11 protein-coding genes, 1 tRNA gene and 1 pseudogene are annotated in these 17231 nt (G+C 72.8%); 11 read left to right on the top strand and 2 right to left on the bottom strand.

What is annotated here, in order from left to right:
• The first annotated feature begins 37 nt into the window (after positions 1-37).
• From ADK52_RS07830 to ADK52_RS07860, 7 genes and pseudogenes are all read left to right on the top strand, one after another.
• Positions 38-110 (top strand) — tRNA-Ala (locus tag ADK52_RS07830).
• A 248-nt stretch (positions 111-358) separates the two neighbouring features.
• Positions 359-3244, top strand: coding sequence for a leucine--tRNA ligase (leuS, locus tag ADK52_RS07835; RefSeq protein ID WP_053689037.1), 2886 nt, complete (start codon positions 359-361; stop codon positions 3242-3244).
• A 238-nt stretch (positions 3245-3482) separates the two neighbouring features.
• Entirely contained in the window at positions 3483-4226 is a 744-nt protein-coding gene (locus ADK52_RS07840; protein ID WP_053689038.1) for a hypothetical protein, read from the top strand.
• Positions 4227-4324: 98 nt separating this feature from the next.
• Positions 4325-5170 carry a DegV family protein gene (locus ADK52_RS07845; protein ID WP_053689039.1) on the top strand — a complete coding sequence of 282 codons (846 nt, stop codon included), beginning with the start codon at positions 4325-4327 and terminating at the stop codon, positions 5168-5170.
• Positions 5171-5268: 98 nt separating this feature from the next.
• Positions 5269-6270 (top strand): ComEA family DNA-binding protein, encoded by a 1002-nt coding sequence (locus ADK52_RS07850; protein WP_078988080.1) that lies wholly within the window; start codon positions 5269-5271, stop codon positions 6268-6270.
• Positions 6271-6983: 713 nt separating this feature from the next.
• Positions 6984-8390 (top strand): annotated as a pseudogene (locus ADK52_RS44940) (ComEC/Rec2 family competence protein); the annotation flags it as partial.
• Between the two features lie 406 nt (positions 8391-8796).
• Positions 8797-9657: a YceI family protein gene (locus ADK52_RS07860; RefSeq protein WP_107089998.1), complete on the top strand. Its 861-nt coding sequence runs from the start codon at positions 8797-8799 to the stop codon at positions 9655-9657.
• 40 nt (positions 9658-9697) lie between these two features.
• Here the strand turns inward: ADK52_RS07860 and ADK52_RS07865 are convergent, their stop codons facing one another.
• The gene (locus ADK52_RS07865) at positions 9698-9940 is read right to left on the bottom strand and encodes a hypothetical protein (RefSeq protein ID WP_037635347.1); all 243 of its coding nucleotides are present in this window, start codon (positions 9938-9940) and stop codon (positions 9698-9700) included.
• Positions 9941-10016: 76 nt separating this feature from the next.
• Here ADK52_RS07865 and holA point away from each other — a divergent pair, with 76 nt between their 5' ends.
• Positions 10017-11009 carry a DNA polymerase III subunit delta gene (gene holA, locus ADK52_RS07870; RefSeq protein WP_182508653.1) on the top strand — a complete coding sequence of 331 codons (993 nt, stop codon included), beginning with the start codon at positions 10017-10019 and terminating at the stop codon, positions 11007-11009.
• 232 nt (positions 11010-11241) lie between these two features.
• On the opposite strand, the gene rpsT is transcribed toward holA, so the two are convergent.
• Positions 11242-11508 (bottom strand): 30S ribosomal protein S20, encoded by a 267-nt coding sequence (gene rpsT / locus ADK52_RS07875; protein WP_030159297.1) that lies wholly within the window; start codon positions 11506-11508, stop codon positions 11242-11244.
• A gap of 211 nt (positions 11509-11719) precedes the next feature.
• Here rpsT and lepA point away from each other — a divergent pair, with 211 nt between their 5' ends.
• From lepA to hemW, 3 genes are all read left to right on the top strand, one after another.
• Complete coding sequence (gene lepA / locus ADK52_RS07880) at positions 11720-13585, top strand: translation elongation factor 4 (RefSeq protein WP_053689041.1); 1866 nt, start codon at positions 11720-11722, stop codon at positions 13583-13585.
• 201 nt (positions 13586-13786) lie between these two features.
• Positions 13787-15676, top strand: a complete 1890-nt coding sequence (locus tag ADK52_RS07885) for an AMP-dependent synthetase/ligase (protein ID WP_053689042.1) — start codon at positions 13787-13789, stop codon at positions 15674-15676.
• Between the two features lie 91 nt (positions 15677-15767).
• Positions 15768-17000: a radical SAM family heme chaperone HemW gene (gene hemW / locus ADK52_RS07890; RefSeq protein WP_053689043.1), complete on the top strand. Its 1233-nt coding sequence runs from the start codon at positions 15768-15770 to the stop codon at positions 16998-17000.
• The last annotated feature ends 231 nt before the right edge of the window (positions 17001-17231 follow it).

A 17231-nucleotide genomic window follows, 5' to 3' on the forward strand; every position in this document is an offset into this window, starting at 1 on the left:
AGGGAAACCGAGCAGGGGCCCGGCGGCAGAGAAGCAAGGGGCTATAGCTCAGTTGGTAGAGCGCCTGCATGGCATGCAGGAGGTCAGGAGTTCAATTCTCCTTAGCTCCACAGAAGAGAAGCGGGCCACCCGGATCGGGTGGCCCGCTTCTCGTTGTGCGGAACGGTCGAGCGCCGGTCTGGGCCGCTGCGGTACCCTGGCGCCATGCGTGCCGTACGCCTTCTGCTTACCGAGCCGCGCTGATCAGTACCGACCCTCCGAGACGGTCGGCATCGGCGCGGCGCCCCCTCCTGTGCGAGGGGTTTTTTCGTTTGGGCAGGCAGAGACGGCAGAGACGATCGATGGAGCTTCAGAAATCATGAGCGAGACGAACACCCCGGCCCCCGAGGCGGCCGAGGCGCACCGTTACACGGCTGCCATGGCCGCCGACATCGAGGCACGCTGGCAGGACGTATGGGACGCGCAGGGCACGTACGAGGCCCCGAACCCGACCGGTGACCTGGCCGGTGACGGGTCATCTCAGGCAGCGGCGCTCGTCGCGCGCCCCAAGAAGTTCATCATGGACATGTTCCCGTACCCGTCCGGTGCGGGCCTGCACGTCGGCCACCCGCTGGGGTACATCGCCACCGACGTCTTCGCCCGCCACCAGCGGATGAGCGGCCACAACGTCCTGCACACCCTGGGCTTCGACGCCTTCGGCCTGCCGGCCGAGCAGTACGCCGTGCAGACCGGCACGCACCCGCGCGTCTCCACCGAGGCGAACATCGAGAACATGAAGGTCCAGCTGCGCCGGCTGGGCCTGGGCCACGACAAGCGCCGCTCGTTCGCGACGATCGACCCGGACTACTACAAGTGGACCCAGTGGATCTTCCTGCAGATCTACAACTCCTGGTACGACGCGGACGCGGCCAAGGCCCGCCCGATCGCCGAGCTGGTCGCCGCCTTCGAGGACGGCTCCCGCGAGGTCCCCGGGGGCCGCTCCTGGGCCGCCCTGACCGCGGGCGAGCGGGCCGACGTGCTCAACGAGTACCGGCTGGCGTACGCCTCGGACGCGCCCGTCAACTGGTGCCCCGGGCTGGGCACCGTACTGGCCAACGAGGAGGTCACCGCGGACGGCCGCTCCGAGCGCGGCAACTTCCCGGTCTTCAAGGCCAAGCTGAGCCAGTGGAACATGCGGATCACCGCCTACGCGGACCGCCTGCTGGACGACCTGGACGCGCTGGACTGGCCCGAGGCCATCAAGCTGCAGCAGCGCAACTGGATCGGCCGCAGCGAGGGCGCGCGCGTCGACTTCGCGGTCGGCGACGACGCCATCACGGTGTTCACCACGCGCCCCGACACCCTGTTCGGCGCCACCTACATGGTGCTGGCGCCCGAGCACGGGCTGGTCGAGAAGATCGTCCCGGCCGCGTGGCCGGAGGGCACGCACCAGCTGTGGACCGGCGGCGCCGCGACCCCCGGCGAGGCCGTGGACGCGTACCGCAGGCAGGCCGCCGCGAAGTCGGACGTCGAGCGGCAGGCCGAGGCCAAGGACAAGACCGGTGTCTTCACCGGCGCGTACGCGGTCAACCCGGTCAGCGGCGACCTGGTCCCGGTCTTCATCGCGGACTACGTGCTGATGGGCTACGGCACCGGCGCCATCATGGCCGTCCCGGCGCACGACGGCCGCGACTTCGAGTTCGCGCGCGCCTTCGAGCTGCCGATGCGCTGCGTCGTGGAGCCCTCGGACGACCGCGACGCCGACCCGGCGGAGTGGGAGGACGCGTTCTCCTCCTACGACGGCACCATCGTGAACTCGACCGGCGAGGGCGTCTCCCTGGACGGCCTGGGCGTCGTCGAGGCGAAGGCCGCCATCACGGCCTGGCTGGCCGAGCGGGGCATCGGCGAGGGGACGGTCAACTTCCGGCTGCGCGACTGGCTGTTCAGCCGCCAGCGCTACTGGGGCGAGCCCTTCCCGATCGTCTACGACGAGGACGGCGTCGCGCACCCGCTGCCCGCCTCGATGCTGCCGCTGGAACTGCCCGAGGTCGAGGACTACTCGCCGCGCACCTTCGAGCCGGACGACGCCGCGTCGAAGCCGGAGACCCCGCTGTCGCGCAACGAAGAGTGGGTCAACGTCGAGCTGGACCTGGGTGACGGGCGCGGGGTGCGCCCGTACCGCCGCGAGACCAACACCATGCCCAACTGGGCCGGTTCCTGCTGGTACGAGCTGCGCTACCTGGACCCGAACAACGCCTCGGCGCTGGTGGACCCGGAGATCGAGCAGTACTGGATGGGTCCGCGCGAGGGCGCGCCGCACGGCGGCGTCGACCTGTACGTGGGTGGCGCCGAGCACGCCGTGCTGCACCTGCTGTACGCGCGCTTCTGGTCGAAGGTGCTGTTCGACCTGGGCCACGTCTCCTCGGCCGAGCCGTTCCACAAGCTGTTCAACCAGGGCATGATCCAGGCGTACGCCTACACCGACGCGCGCGGTGTGTACGTCCCGGCGGCCGAGGTCGAGGAGCGCGACGGCGGCTGGTTCTACCAGGGCGAGCCGGTCAAGCGCGAGCACGGCAAGATGGGCAAGTCCCTGAAGAACGCCGTCACGCCGGACGAGATCTGCGAGGAGTACGGCGCGGACACCCTGCGCCTGTACGAGATGGCGATGGGCCCGCTGGACGTCTCGCGTCCGTGGGACACCCGGGCCGTGGTGGGCCAGTACCGGCTGCTGCAGCGCCTGTGGCGCAACATCGTGGACGAGGAGTCCGGCGCGGTCACCGTCGTGGACGGCGAGCCGGGCGAGGACACCCTGCGCGCGCTGCACAAGGCCATCGACGGGGCCGGTGCGGACATGGCGGGGCTGCGGTTCAACACCGCCATCGCGAAGATCACCGAGCTGAACAACTTCCTGACCAAGGCCGGCCGCCCGCTGGAGCGCTCGGTCGCGGAGCGGCTGGTGCTGCTGATCGCCCCGCTGGCCCCGCACATCGCGGAGGAGCTGTGGCACCGCCTGGGCCACACCGACTCGGTGGTCCACCAGGACTTCCCGGTCGCGGACCCGGCGTACGTCGTGGACGAGAGCGTGACCTGCGTGGTCCAGATCAAGGGCAAGGTCAAGGCCCGCCTGGAGGTGCCGCCGGCGATCTCCGACGGTGACCTGGAGAAGCTGGCGCTGGCCGACGCGGCGGTCGTGGCGGCGCTGGGCGGAGCGGAGATCCGCAAGGTGATCGTGCGCGCGCCGAAGCTGGTGAACATCGTCGTGTGACGGCCGGGCGGCCGGTCGCGAGACAGGCCGTGTGACAGGCCGCGTGAAAGGCCGCGTGGCGGGCCATGCGGCGGGCCATGCGGCAGGTCGTGTGGCAGATCCGTGTCACGTATGACCCTGCCGGTCAGGGTCTAGGGGTTGTCCCGTACGGGCAGGTTGGGGGTTCGATTGGAACCCCCGGCCTGCCCGTGGCGTTTACCGTGGAGGGGACGGAGACGGCAGGGGAAGGGAGCCTCTTATGGAGGCGGGCGCGTTGATCATCATCTTTGCCCTGTTGGTGCTGTTCGCCTTCCTGGGGCTGGGTGCCTGGGCCACCGTGAAGGCGGTCGGAGCGGCGAAGCGCGGCGTGGACCGCACGATCACGCAGGCCCGCCGGACGGTGGAGGACACCGCGCTGAAGGCGAAGAGCTTCGGACAGGTGGGCGTGGCGGGGGCGCTGGCGCAGCTGCGGCTGGACCTGCGGACGTCGATGCGGGCCACGCAGCAGGCGCTGTACCAGGGGGTCCAGACGGATGCCTCGCTGAAGGAGTCGATCGGGCTGTTCGAGCGGCTGAGCGCGCACGGGCACGAGCTGGACGACGAGCTGAAGCGGCTGGAGCAGGAGCCGGACCGGGGACGGATCGGCGCGATGCTGCCCGAGCTGAAGGAACGGACCGCCAGGATCACGGAGGCGGCGGATTCGCTGCGGTGGGCCGCCCGTGACCGGGCGCGGCGCTTCGCGGAGGACGACCTGTCGGCGCTGTCGGCGCAGATCGAGGTCGAATCGGGGGCGCTGCGGGACTGGTCCCGGGAATCGGTGGACGATCTGGCGGCGGCGGCCGCGGCGTGGGACGCACAGCAGCCGCCCGCGGGGCCCGCGGGGCCCGCGGGGCGTTCCGGGTCCGCCGGGCGGGCTCCGGAGACCCCGGCGGCCCTGAACCCGACGCCGCCGAAGACCGCGTATCCGTGGCAGAAGGCGCCGCGGCCGGAAACGACGACCTGAGCCACGGGCACTGAGCGGCGGCGACGCGGCACCCTTCCCGTCCCCCTGGCCAGGGGTCGGGCTGCCGTCACGCCCCCACGGGCGGTAACCTCCGGCTCATGTCCCGCCATGTCGCGATCGTCACCGATTCCACGGCCTACCTGCCCCAACCGGCCATGACGCGGCACGGAATCACCTCCGTCCCGCTGACCGTGGTCCTCGGCGACGAGGCCCTCGAAGAGGGCACCGAGATCTCGGCCCGCAGCCTCGCCCTGGCGCTGCAGAAGCGCCGCCCGGTCACCACCTCCCGGCCCAGCCCGGAGGAGTTCGTACGGGCCTACCAGGCGGCCGCGGAGGCCGGCGCGACCGGCATCGTCAGCCTGCACCTGTCCGCGGAGTTCTCCGGCACCTACGACGCCGCCGTCGTCGCCGCCAAGACCGCCCCGGTGCCCGTCCGCGTCGTCGACACCGGCATGGTCGCGATGGCCCTCGGTTTCTGCGCCCTCGCCGCCGCCGAGGCGGCCGAAGCCGGCGGTTCCGTCGACGAGGCCGTGGCCGCCGCCGTGAAGCGGGCCGCCGACATGTCCGCGTATTTCTACGTCGACACCCTCGACTACCTGCGCCGCGGCGGCCGCATCGGAGCCGCCCAGGCCCTCCTCGGCTCGGCCCTCGCCGTCAAACCGCTGCTCACCCTCCAGGGCGGGCGGATCGAGATGCTGGAGAAGGTGCGTACGGCCTCCAAGGCCATCGCCCGCCTGGAGGAGCTGGCCGTGGAACGGGCCGGGGCGGGCAGCGTCGACGTGGCCGTGCACCACCTCGCGGCGCCCGAGCGGGCCGAAAAGCTCGCGCAGCGGCTGCGCGAACGCATCCCCGGCCTGGTCGAACTGCACGTCAGCGAGGTCGGAGCGGTGATCGGCGCGCACACGGGGCCGGGGCTGCTGGCGGCGGTCGTCTCGCCCCGCTGATCACCGGAACGAGTGGCGGAGTTATCCACAACGTCCGGGATTTCCACCGGAATTGATAAGTCCGAACTGGGGTCGGGATTCGCCCCTACCGTCGTGCCATGACTCTTCGCACAGGTACCTCGCCCTCCTCCGGATCCACCAGTGGCCCCGGCCGGTCCCGTCTCTCGGACGGGCGGCTGCGCCACCGCCGGGGGCGTCCGCGCCCGCACCAGCCCGAGCCCGCCGCGGTGCGCCGCCGGGCCGAAGCCCTGCTCGGCGGCGCCGGCGGGCCGCCGCCGTCGCCACCGCCCGAAGCGGTGCCGCAGGCGCCGCCGAGCCCGGGGCCCGTCATCCGGTCCGTGGCCGATCCGCCGCCCGGCGGGGCCGCGGTGGGGATCCCGCTGTCCGGGCAGGCCCCGCTGTCCGGGGGAGCCGCGTTGCGGCTCGCCGTGCGGGAGCGGCTGCCGGTGTGGCTGCAGTCCCGGTGTGCGGTGGAGCCGCGCACGGTGGCCGCCGTGGGGGTGGTGCTGGCCGCCGCCGTCGCCTTCGGGGCGCAGCAGTTCTGGACGGCCCGGCCGCAGCCGGTGACCGCGCCCTCCGTGGTCACCCCGGCGACGGCACCGGCCCCGGTCCCGGCGCCGAGCCCCGGGGGCCCCGCCACGGCTGCCGGAGGCGGCGGTGCGCGGATCGTGGTGGACGTCAGCGGCAAGGTGCGTGACCCCGGTGTACGGCGGCTGCCCGCCGGGTCGCGGGTGGAGGACGCGCTGGCCGCCGCGGGGGGAGTGCGGCCCGGTACGGACATCGGCGGGCTCAACCGGGCCCGGGTGCTGGTGGACGGCGAGCAGGTGGTCGTGGGCGCCCCGGCGCAGCCCGCCGTGGGCGGGCCGGGTTCCGGCGCCGGCCCGGGCGCGGGTGCCGGCGGAGCCGCCGGGCCGCTGAGTCTCGGCACGGCCACCGTGGAGCAGCTGGACGGCCTGCCCGGGGTCGGCCCGGTCCTGGCGCAGCACATCGTGGAGTTCCGGACCGCCCGCGGCGGCTTCCGTTCGGTGGAGGAGCTCCGGCAGGTCGACGGCATCGGCGAGCGGCGGTTCGCCGATCTGCGCAAGCTGGTCCGGCCGTGAAGCGCCCCGAGGATCCGGGCCCGCTGGATCTGCGCCTGGTCGTACCGGCGCTGGCCGCCTGGGCGGCGGCCGCCCTCGCCCTCGACGCCCCGGCCGGCTGGGCGGCCGCCGGGGCCGGGCTCGCGGTCCTCGGCGCGGGGCTGCTGCTCCTGGCCGCCTGCCGGCGCCCGGAGCCGCTGTGGCGGATCGGCACGGCCGCCGCGGCCGCCCTGCTCTGCGCGGCCGCCGGAGCCGGGGTGGCGGGCCTCCAGCGGGCCGAGGCGCGGGCCGGGCCGGTGGTGGGGCTCGCGGGGGAGCACGCCCGGGTCCTCGCCGAGCTCACCGTCGGCTCCGACCCGCGGTCCTCCCGCGGCGGGAGCGGCCCGCCCGTGGTGGTCCTGGACGCGGTGCTGACCCGGGTGACCGGGCCCGACGGCGCGCAGACCCGGGTCGAGACACCCGTACGGGTGCTGGCCGGGCATCCGCAGTGGGCCCGGCTGCAGCCCTCCACCCGGGTCGCGGTCGTCGCCCGGCTGGCCCCGGGCCGGCCCGGGGAGCGGGCCGTGGCGCTGCTGCGCCCCGCGGGGGACACCCCGCCGCGGGTGGCCGGCGGGCCCGACACCGTCCAGCGGATCGCCGGGAGGTTGCGGGCCGGGCTGCGCGAGGCCACCGAGGGGCTCGCCCCGGACGCCCGGGCCCTGCTGCCGGGGCTGGTCGTCGGGGACACCTCCCGGGTGCCGCCCGACCTGGACGAGGCGTTCCGGGCCACCGACCTGCTGCACCTGCTGGCCGTGTCCGGGTCCAACCTGACCGTGGTGCTGTTCCTGCTCATCGGCCCGCCCGCCGCCGCGCAGCGCACCGAGCGGGGCGGGCTGGCACCCCGCCTCGGGCTGTCCCTGCGGGCGACGGCCCTGTGCGGGACGGCGCTGACCCTGGCGTTCGTGGTGGTGTGCCGGCCGGAGCCGAGCGTGCTGCGGGCCGCGGCCTGCGGGGCGATCACCCTGCTGGCCATCGCCACCGGGCGGCGCAGATCCCTGATCCCCGCCCTGGCGGCCGCCGTCCTGCTGCTGGTGCTCTACGACCCGTGGCTCGCCCGCAGCCCCGGCTTCCTGCTCTCGGTCCTGGCCACCGGGTCCCTGCTCACGCTGGGCCCGCGCTGGAGCGAGGCCCTGCGGCGGCGCGGGATGCGGCCCCGTCTCGCCGAGATGCTCGGCGCCGCCGCGGCCGCCCAGGCCGTCTGCGCACCGGTGGTGGCCGTGCTCTCGGCCCGGGTGAGCCTGGTCGCGGTGCCCTGCAATCTGCTGGCCGAGCTCGCGGCGGGCCCGGCGACCGTGCTCGGCTTCGCGGCGCTCGCGGCGGCCCCGCTGTGCATGCCCGCCGCCGAGCTGCTCGCCCGGTGCGCGGGGGTTCCGGCGGGGTGGATCGCCGGTGTGGCCCGGGCCGGGGCGCGGCTGCCGGGCGCGGAGCTGGCCTGGCCGGGCGGGCTCACCGGGGGGCTGCTGCTGGCCGCCGCCACCCTGGCCGTCGTGGGGCTCGGCGCGCGGATCCGGCACCGGCCGTGGGTGTGCTCCGCACTGGCCGTGCTGCTGCTCCTGGCCGTACTGCGGCCGCCGCAGTTGACCCGTACGCTCACCCGCTGGCCGCCGCCCGACTGGAGCTACGTGCAGTGCGCGGTGGGCCAGGGCGACGCCGCGGTACTCGCCGTCGGGCCGGGCACGGCGGTCGTGGTGGACGCCGGCCCGGAACCGGGCCCGGTGGACGCGTGCCTGAACGCCCTCGGGGTGCGCCGGGTGCCGCTGCTCCTGTTGACGCACTTTCACGCCGACCACGTCGGCGGTCTGTCCGGGGTGCTGCGGGGCCGGGCCACGGGTGTGATTCAGACCACCACGCTGGAAGAGCCGGCGGCTCAGGCCGAGTTCGTCCGGCGGACCGCGGCGGCGGCGCGCGTACCCGTCGTGGCGGCCTCGGCGGGCGAGCGGCGGCGGGCCGGGCCGCTGGACTGGCAGGTGCTGTGGCCCTCGCCCGACGGCCCGCGGCCGGAGGGTCCCAACGACGCGAGCGTCGCCCTGCTGGTGCGCGCCGCGGGCCTGACCCTCCTCCTGCTCGGTGATCTCGAACCGCCTTCGCAGGAAGCCCTTTTGAGGGCCCATCCGGAACTGGGACCGGTCGACGTCCTCAAGGTCGCCCACCACGGTTCCGCCCATCAGGACCCCGCTCTCCAGGACCGGATCCGGCCCCGGCTCGCACTGGTCCCGGTCGGCGAGGGCAACCGGTACGGGCACCCCGCACCGGGCACGCTCGCCCGGCTGCGGGCCATGGGCGCGACCGTGCTGCGCACCGATACCGACGGTTCGATCGCCGTGGCCGGGAGCGGCCCGGGGATGCGGGCGTTCCCCTCACGCCGGCGACGGCGCCGACACGGGCATACCGGACACGGCCTTTCCGTTTGCCCGCAACCCGACAGCATGATCGAATGCGTCTTCGCCAGAGCGGTACAAGTCCACACAGCACGGGGGTGCATCAACCATGTTCAGTCGCCGAAGGGGGATGGAGACGGCCGGAAGCGCCGGTCAGAACACATCCGCGACACTGACGCTGCCTCATACGGCGCGGCTGCTCAGCTGTCGTGTCCTCGACACGGTCCACCAGCCGGTCAGACAGGCCAGGTTCGAGGTGACCGACCCGATCGGCCGGCGCGTCGTCAGCGGCGAGACCGACCCGTACGGCGGGTTCACCGCGGCCGTGCCGGAGGGCGAGTACCGGCTCTCCGTCACTGCCGAGGGCTACGCGCCGTTCCTGGGGGCGACGCTGGTGGGGGACCCGGCGCAGCCCGGCACCGGCGAGATCGTGCTCGACGCGGTGGAGCCGCCGCTGCTGCCGGCGCCGGGTCACTGGGAGCTCGACCCGGCGCATTCGTCCATCGCCTTCACCGCGCAGCACATCGGCTTCGCCCGGATCCGCGGCCGGTTCAACACCTTCGCCGGCGGGGTGCGGATAGCCGACCGCATGGAGGACTCCTCCATGCACGTGATCATCGACGCGGCGAGCATCGACACCGGCCTGCGGATGCGGGACGACCACCTGCGGTCCGCCGATTTCCTGGACGCGGCGCGGCATCCGACGGTCGAGTTCTACAGCGAGCGCTTCATCCACCGCAGCGGCAGCCGCTGGGCCGTCGCGGGCGCCCTGACCCTGCACGGGGTCAGCCGCTCGGTGACGCTGGACACCGAGTACCTGGGCCTCGGCACCGGATTGGAGGGCGAACCGCGCGCGGCCTGCCGGGCGACCGCCGAACTGCACCGCGAGGACTTCAGCCTGAACTGGCAGTCCGTACTGGCCCAGGGGATAGCGGCGATCGGTTCGAGCGTGGAAGTGGTGCTGGACGTCCAGATCGTGCACAAGGCCTAGGGGGACACCCCTGGGAGCGGCCCGTAGCGGGTTACGAGGGCTACGGGGTTTCCAGCCAGCCCTCGTACTCGGCGGCGAGGCCGTCCAGCACCGTGGCGTCGAGCCGTTCCTGCGGGTCCTCGACGACCACCAGCCACTGGGCGTCCTCGGCGTCGTCCTCACCGGCGAGGGCGTCGCGGAACAACTGCGGTTCCTCGGGGAGGCCGAAGCGGTCGACCGCCTCCTGGGCCACCTCTTCGGCGGCGTCGCGGTCGGGCAGCACCAGTACATGTCGCACGTTCACCCGGACATTCTCGGGGATGCCCCGGGGGAGGCCGCGGTGCGGGGGGCTGTCAGTGCGGCGTGGGATGCTGGACGCGATGGCCACCAGGAAGAACTCCACCGACGATCCGCTCGCCCCGCTCACCCTCGCGGTGGGGCAGGAGGACCTGCTGCTCGACCGCGTCGTACGGGAGGTGGTGGCGGCCGCCCGGGCCGCCGACGCCGACACGGACGTGCGCGACCTCGCACCCGAGCAGCTCCAGCCCGGCACGCTCGCCGAGCTGACCAGTCCCTCGCTCTTCTCGGAGCGCAAGGTGCTGGTCGTACGCAATGCTCAGGACCTGTCCGCGGACACGGTCAAGGAGGTCAAGGCGTACCTCGCGGCGCCGTTCGAGGAGATCATCCTCGTGCTCCTCCACGCGGGCGGGGTCAAGGGCAAGGGGCTGCTGGACGCGGCCCGCAAGGCCGGGGCCCGGGAGATCGCCTGCCCGAAGATGACGAAGGCCGCGGACCGGCTGGCGTTCGTGCGGGGCGAGTTCCGCACGCTGGGCCGGTCGGCGACCCCGGAGGCGTGCCAGACGCTGGTCGACGCGATCGGGAGCGATCTGCGGGAGCTGGCGAGCGCCGCCGCGCAGCTGTGCGCGGACGTCGAGGGCACGATCGACGAGTCCGTGGTCGGCCGGTACTACACGGGCCGGGCCGAGGCCTCCAGCTTCACGGTCGCCGACCGGGCGGTCGAGGGGCGGGCGGCGGAGGCCCTCGAAGCGTTGCGGTGGTCGCTGTCCACGGGCGTGGCGCCGGTGCTGATCACCAGTGCGCTCGCGCAGGCGGTGCGGGCCATCGGCAAGCTGGCCTCCGCCCCCCGCGGGGCGCGCCCGGGCGATCTCGCCCGGGACCTCGGTATGCCGCCGTGGAAGATCGACCGGGTCCGCCAGCAGATGCGGGGCTGGTCGGCGGACGGCGTCGCGGACGCCCTGCGGGCGGTGGCCGCGGCCGACGCCGGCGTCAAGGGCGGCGGCGACGACCCGGAGTACGCCCTGGAGAAGGCGGTCGTGGCCGTGGCGCGGGCAGCGCGCCCCCAGCGCCGGTAGCCGCCGGCCGCCCGACCGTCCCGTCTCGACCCGGGACGGGCCGGGCCGGGCCGGGCCGGGCCGGGCAAGACGAAGGCCCCGGGGGCCGCCCTGGGGAAGGGTGGCTCTCGGGGCCTTCGGTACTTCTTGGTGCGCCGCACCCGCGTGGCGAACGCTTCGTGTGCGGCGCGGGGGGCCGGTCAGGAGCGGGAGAGAGGGCCCGCTGGGTCCGTTCCGGCGATCACATCAGAGCTCAGCCCTGGAGGGTGGCAACCTTGGTGGCCAGCGCCGACTTCTTGTTGGCGGCGGCGTTCTTGTGGATGACACCCTTCGAGACAGCCTTGTCGAGCGCACGCGCGGCGGCGCGAGAAGCCACGGTGGCCTTCTCGACGTCACCCGCGGCCACGGCCTCGCGGGCCTTGCGGATCGCGGTCTTGAGCGAAGACTTGACGGCCTTGTTGCGCAGGCGCGCCTTCTCGTTCGTCTTGTTCCGCTTGATCTGGGACTTGATGTTCGCCACGAAAGAGCCTTTTCAGGTTCAGAGTTTGATCTTCGGATTGTGTCCCGACAGCTGAGAGGGCATACGAGACACAGCTGCCCAGGCTACCAGGCGCGCTCCGACCGGCCCAAACCGAGCGCATCGCCCCGTCCATGGGACCATGGGAACCTGCGTACAGATCCGACGAGAGCCGGAAACGCTTCCGACTGCGACCCGAGAATCAGGACACTGCGTGCCCGCGATCCCCAGCCACGTGCCCGAGCCGAGCCGTACCGACCCGGCGCTGATCCGCAATTTCTGCATCATCGCGCACATCGACCACGGCAAGTCGACGCTCGCCGACCGGATGCTCCAGCTCACCGGCGTCGTCGACCAGCGGCAGATGCGCGCCCAGTACCTCGACCGCATGGACATCGAGCGTGAGCGGGGCATCACGATCAAGTCCCAGGCGGTCCGGCTGCCCTGGGCGCCCACCGTGGGCGAGGGCGTGGGCAAGACGCACATCCTCAACATGATCGACACCCCCGGGCACGTCGACTTCACGTACGAGGTCTCGCGCTCCCTCGCCGCCTGCGAGGGCACGGTCCTCCTGGTGGACGCCGCACAGGGCATCGAGGCCCAGACCCTCGCCAACCTGTACCTGGCGATGGAGAACGACCTCGCGATCGTCCCGGTCCTGAACAAGATCGACCTGCCGGCCGCCCAGCCGGAGAAGTTCGCCGAGGAGCTCGCGAACCTGGTCGGCTGCCAGCCCGAGGACGTCCTGCGGGTCTCCGCGAAGACCGGCCTCGGCGTGGACGCCCTGCTCGACAAGGTCGTCGCCACCGTTCCGGCCCCGGTCGGCGTCAAGGACGCCCCCGCCCGCGCGATGATCTTCGACTCGGTCTACGACTCGTACCGCGGTGTCGTGACGTACGTCCGAGTGGTCGACGGCCAGCTCAACAAGCGCGAGCGCATCCGGATGATGTCCACCGGCGCCACCCACGAGCTGCTGGAGATCGGTGTCTCCTCCCCGGAGATGACCCCGGCCGACGGCATCGGCGTCGGCGAGGTGGGCTACATCATCACCGGCGTGAAGGACGTCCGTCAGTCCAAGGTCGGTGACACGATCACCAGCCTGCACAACGGCGCGACCGAGGCCCTCGGCGGCTACAAGGACCCGAAGCCGATGGTCTTCTCGGGCCTCTACCCGCTCGACGGCTCCGAGTACCCCGACCTGCGCGAGGCCCTGGACAAGCTCCAGCTCAACGACGCCGCGCTCGTCTACGAGCCGGAGACCTCGGCGGCGCTGGGCTTCGGCTTCCGCGTCGGCTTCCTCGGCCTGCTGCACCTGGACGTGGTCCGCGAGCGCCTGGAGCGCGAGTTCGGCCTCGACCTGATCGCCACCGCGCCGAACGTGGTCTACCGCGTCGTCCTGGAGGACGGCAAGGAAGTCCAGGTCACCAACCCGAGCGAGTTCCCCGAGGGCAAGATCTCGGACGTGTTCGAGCCGGTCGTCCGGGCCACCGTGCTCGCACCCACCGAGTTCATCGGCGCGATCATGGAGCTCTGCCAGACCCGCCGCGGCACGCTGCTCGGCATGGACTACCTCTCCGAGGACCGGGTCGAGATCCGCTACACCCTGCCCCTCGCGGAGATCGTCTTCGACTTCTTCGACCAGCTGAAGTCCAAGACACGCGGTTACGCGTCCCTCGACTACGAGCCCACGGGCGAGCAGTCCGGCAGCCTGGTCAAGGTCGACATCCTGCTGCACGGCGACAAGGTCGACGCCTTCTCCGCCGTCACCCACAAGGACGCCGCGTACGCGTACGGCGTGCGGCTCGTCGCCAAGCTGCGCGAGCTCATCCCGCGGCAGGCCTTCGAGGTGCCGATCCAGGCGGCCGTCGGCTCGCGCGTCATCGCCCGCGAGACCATCCGCGCCATCCGCAAGGACGTCCTCGCCAAGTGCTACGGCGGTGACATCTCCCGTAAGCGGAAGCTGCTGGAGAAGCAGAAGGAAGGCAAGAAGCGCATGAAGATGGTCGGCTCGGTGGAGGTGCCCCAGGAGGCCTTCATCGCCGTCCTCTCCAGCGACGAGTCCGCCGGCAAGAAGAAGTAGTCCGCGGCGGGCTCCGTCGAGCCACGCCGTGCGAAACAGGCCCCCGTGCAAGAGCGCGGGGGCCTGTTTCGTTATGAATCGGCCGCTCGCGGGCTCTTACGCCCTGGCCGGAGGACACCTAGTCTGATCACTGCTCGATGGTTACTCGCCAGTTACAAGCCCCTGAATGGCAGGCCCTGCCGCGTGGTCCGGAGGACGTCCGTGAGCGACACACAGACCTTGATCGAGAACCGCCCGCCCACCGTGGCGGCCCTCTTCCTTGAGCGTGTCGCCGCCACGCCGGACGCCGAGGCCTACCGGTTCCCGGTGCCGGCGGCCGGCGGCAGCGGCCCCGACGACTGGAAGTCGCTGAGCTGGGGACAGGCGGCCGAGCGGGTCTTCGCCATCGCCGCCGGTCTGCTGGACCTGGGCCTGCGGCCCGAGGACCGGGTCGCCCTCGCCTCCAACACCCGCGTCGAGTGGATCCTCGCGGACCTCGGCGTCATGTGCGCCGGCGGCGCGGTGACCACGATCTACCCCAGCACCAACGCCGAGGAGTCGGCGTTCATCCTCTCCGACTCGGCCAGCCGCGTGCTGATCGCCGAGGACGCCTCCCAGCTCGCCAAGGCCCGCGAGCGCCGCGCCGACCTGCCCGAGCTCGCCCACGTGGTGGTCCTGGAGGCGGCCGACGCGGTACCGGCCGCCGGCGATCCGGAGGGCTGGGTGCTCTCCCTCGCCGACCTGGAGGCGCGCGGCAACGAGTACCTCGCCAAGCACCCCGAGGCGGTCAAGGAGCGGATCGGGGCCATCACCGCCGAGCAGCTCGCCACGCTCATCTACACCTCGGGCACCACCGGCCGCCCCAAGGGCGTACGGCTCCCGCACGACAACTGGTCGTACATGGCCAAGGCCACCGTCGCCACCGGCATGATCTCCAGCACCGACGTCCAGTACCTGTGGCTGCCGCTCGCGCACGTCTTCGGCAAGGTCCTGACCTCCGGCCAGATCGAGGTCGGGCACGTCACCGCCGTCGACGGCCGCATCGACAAGATCATCGAGAACCTGCCGGTCGTCCAGCCCACCTACATGGCGGCCGTCCCCCGCATCTTCGAGAAGGTCTACAACGGGGTCGCCGCCAAGGCCCGGGCCGGCGGCGGCGCCAAGTACAAGATCTTCCAGTGGTCGGTCGGCGTGGCCCGCGAGTACGCCAAGACCACCCAGGACAACTACCGGCGCACCGGCAGCGCCGCGGTCCCCTTCGGCCTGGCCACCAAGCACAAGATCGCCGACGCGCTCGTCTACTCCAAGCTCCGCGAGGCCTTCGGCGGCCGGCTGCGCGCCGCCGTCTCCGGCGCCTCCGCCCTGGCCCCCGAGATCGGCTACTTCTTCGCGGGCGCCGGCATCAACATCCTGGAGGGCTACGGCCTCACCGAGTCCAGCGCGGCCTCCTTCGTCAACCCCGGCGAGGCCTACCGCACCGGCACCGTCGGCAAGCCGCTCCCCGGCACCGAGGTCCGCATCGCCGACGACGGCGAGATCCTGCTGCGCGGCCCCGGCATCATGCAGGGCTACCACCTCCAGCCCGAGAAGACCGCCGAGGTGCTGGAAGAGGACGGCTGGCTGCACACGGGCGACATCGGCGAGCTCTCGCCCGACGGCTACCTGCGCATCACGGACCGCAAGAAGGACCTGATCAAGACGTCGAACGGCAAGTACGTCGCCCCGGCCGAGATCGAGGGCCGGTTCAAGGCGATCTGCCCGTACGTGTCGAGCATCGTCGTGCACGGCGCCGACCGGAACTTCTGCGCCGCCCTGGTCGCGCTCGACGAGCCGTCGATCATGGTCTGGGCCGCCGAGAACGGGCTGGAGGGCAAGACGTACGCGCAGGTCCTGGCCGCGGCGGAGACGAACCGGCTGATCGAGACGTACGTCCAGACCCTCAACGAGGGTCTCCAGCGCTGGCAGACGATCAAGAAGTTCCGGATCCTGCCCCGCGACCTCGACGTGGAGCACGGCGACCTCACGCCCAGCCTCAAGCTGAAGCGGCCGGCCGTCGAGCGTGAGTTCAAGCACCTGATCGACGAGATGTACGAGGGCTCGCGCGAGGCGTAGCGCGGCGGCGGGCGACAGCGGGCGGTACGAGGGGCCCGGGGGACGGCGGCGAGCGGCCGGGCCCCCTGCCCGGGTGCGGGACAATGGGGCCATGCCTTCCGCACTGCCCGACGGTGAACCCATGCCCGAAGACGGCTCGCTGCCGTCGCATGCCCTGGCGGGTGCCGGGGACCGGCCGCTCGGGTTCTACCTGCACGTCCCGTACTGCGCCACGCGGTGCGGGTACTGCGACTTCAACACGTACACCGCGACCGAGCTGCGCGGCACCGGCGGCGTGCTCGCCTCCCGGGAGAACTACGCCGACACCCTGATCGACGAGGTCCGCCTCGCCCGCAAGGTGCTCGGCGACGACCCGCGGGCCGTGCGGACGGTGTTCGTGGGCGGTGGTACGCCGACGCTGCTTCCCGCCGCGGACCTCGTACGGATGCTCGCGGCGATCCGGGACGAGTTCGGGCTGGCCGAGGACGCCGAGGTCACCACGGAGGCCAATCCGGAGTCGGTGAACCCGCAGTACCTGGCGGAGCTGCGGGCCGGGGGCTTCAACCGGGTCTCCTTCGGCATGCAGAGCGCCAAGCAGCACGTCCTGAAGGTGCTCGACCGCACGCACACGCCGGGCCGGCCGGAGGCCTGCGTCGCGGAGGCGCGGGCGGCGGGTTTCGACCACGTGAACCTGGACCTGATCTACGGCACGCCCGGCGAGACCGACGAGGACTGGCGCGCCTCCCTGGCCGCCGCGCTCGGGGCCGGCCCGGACCACATCAGCGCGTACGCGCTGATCGTGGAGGAGGGCACCCAGCTGGCGCGCCGGATCCGTCGGGGCGAGGTCCCGATGACCGACGACGACGTGCACGCCGACCGGTACCTGATCGCCGACGAGGTGATGGCCGCGGCCGGGTACTCCTGGTACGAGGTCTCGAACTGGGCCACCTCGGAGGCCGGCCGCTGCCTGCACAACGAGCTGTACTGGCGCGGCGCCGACTGGTGGGGCGCGGGCCCCGGAGCCCACTCGCACGTGGGCGGGGTCCGCTGGTGGAACGTGAAGCACCCCGGCGCCTACGCCGCCGCCCTCGCGGAGGGCCGCTCCCCGGGCGCGGGCCGCGAACTCCTCTCCGAGGAGGACCGCCGGGTGGAGCGGATCCTGCTGGAGCTGCGCCTGGTGGACGGCGTCCCGCTGTCCCTGCTGGCCCCGGCCGGCCTCGCGGCCTCCCGCCGCGCCCTGTCCGACGGCCTCCTGGAGGCGGCCCCGTACGAGGCGGGCCGAGCGGTCCTGACCCTGCGCGGGCGGCTGCTGGCCGACGCGGTGGTCCGGGACCTGGTGGACTGACCACTCGGCGGAGTGAATCGACGCGGATACGGGCAGGTGCGGCCTGGCCTGTTCGTGGCCTTCTGTCGCATGCCCGGCGACAGAAGTGGAGGGCGCGGAGATGACCGCTGTGGACGATCGCCGGATGACCGAGTGCTTCGAGAGCTTCGAGGCTCCCGAGCACGTTCGGTGAGCCGCTGCCGCTCGACGTCCTCGGCGTCACGATCGACACCACGGAGTTCGGCACCCCGC

This window comes from Streptomyces sp. WM6372 (assembly GCF_001279655.1).
GTDB lineage: Bacteria > Actinomycetota > Actinomycetes > Streptomycetales > Streptomycetaceae > Streptomyces.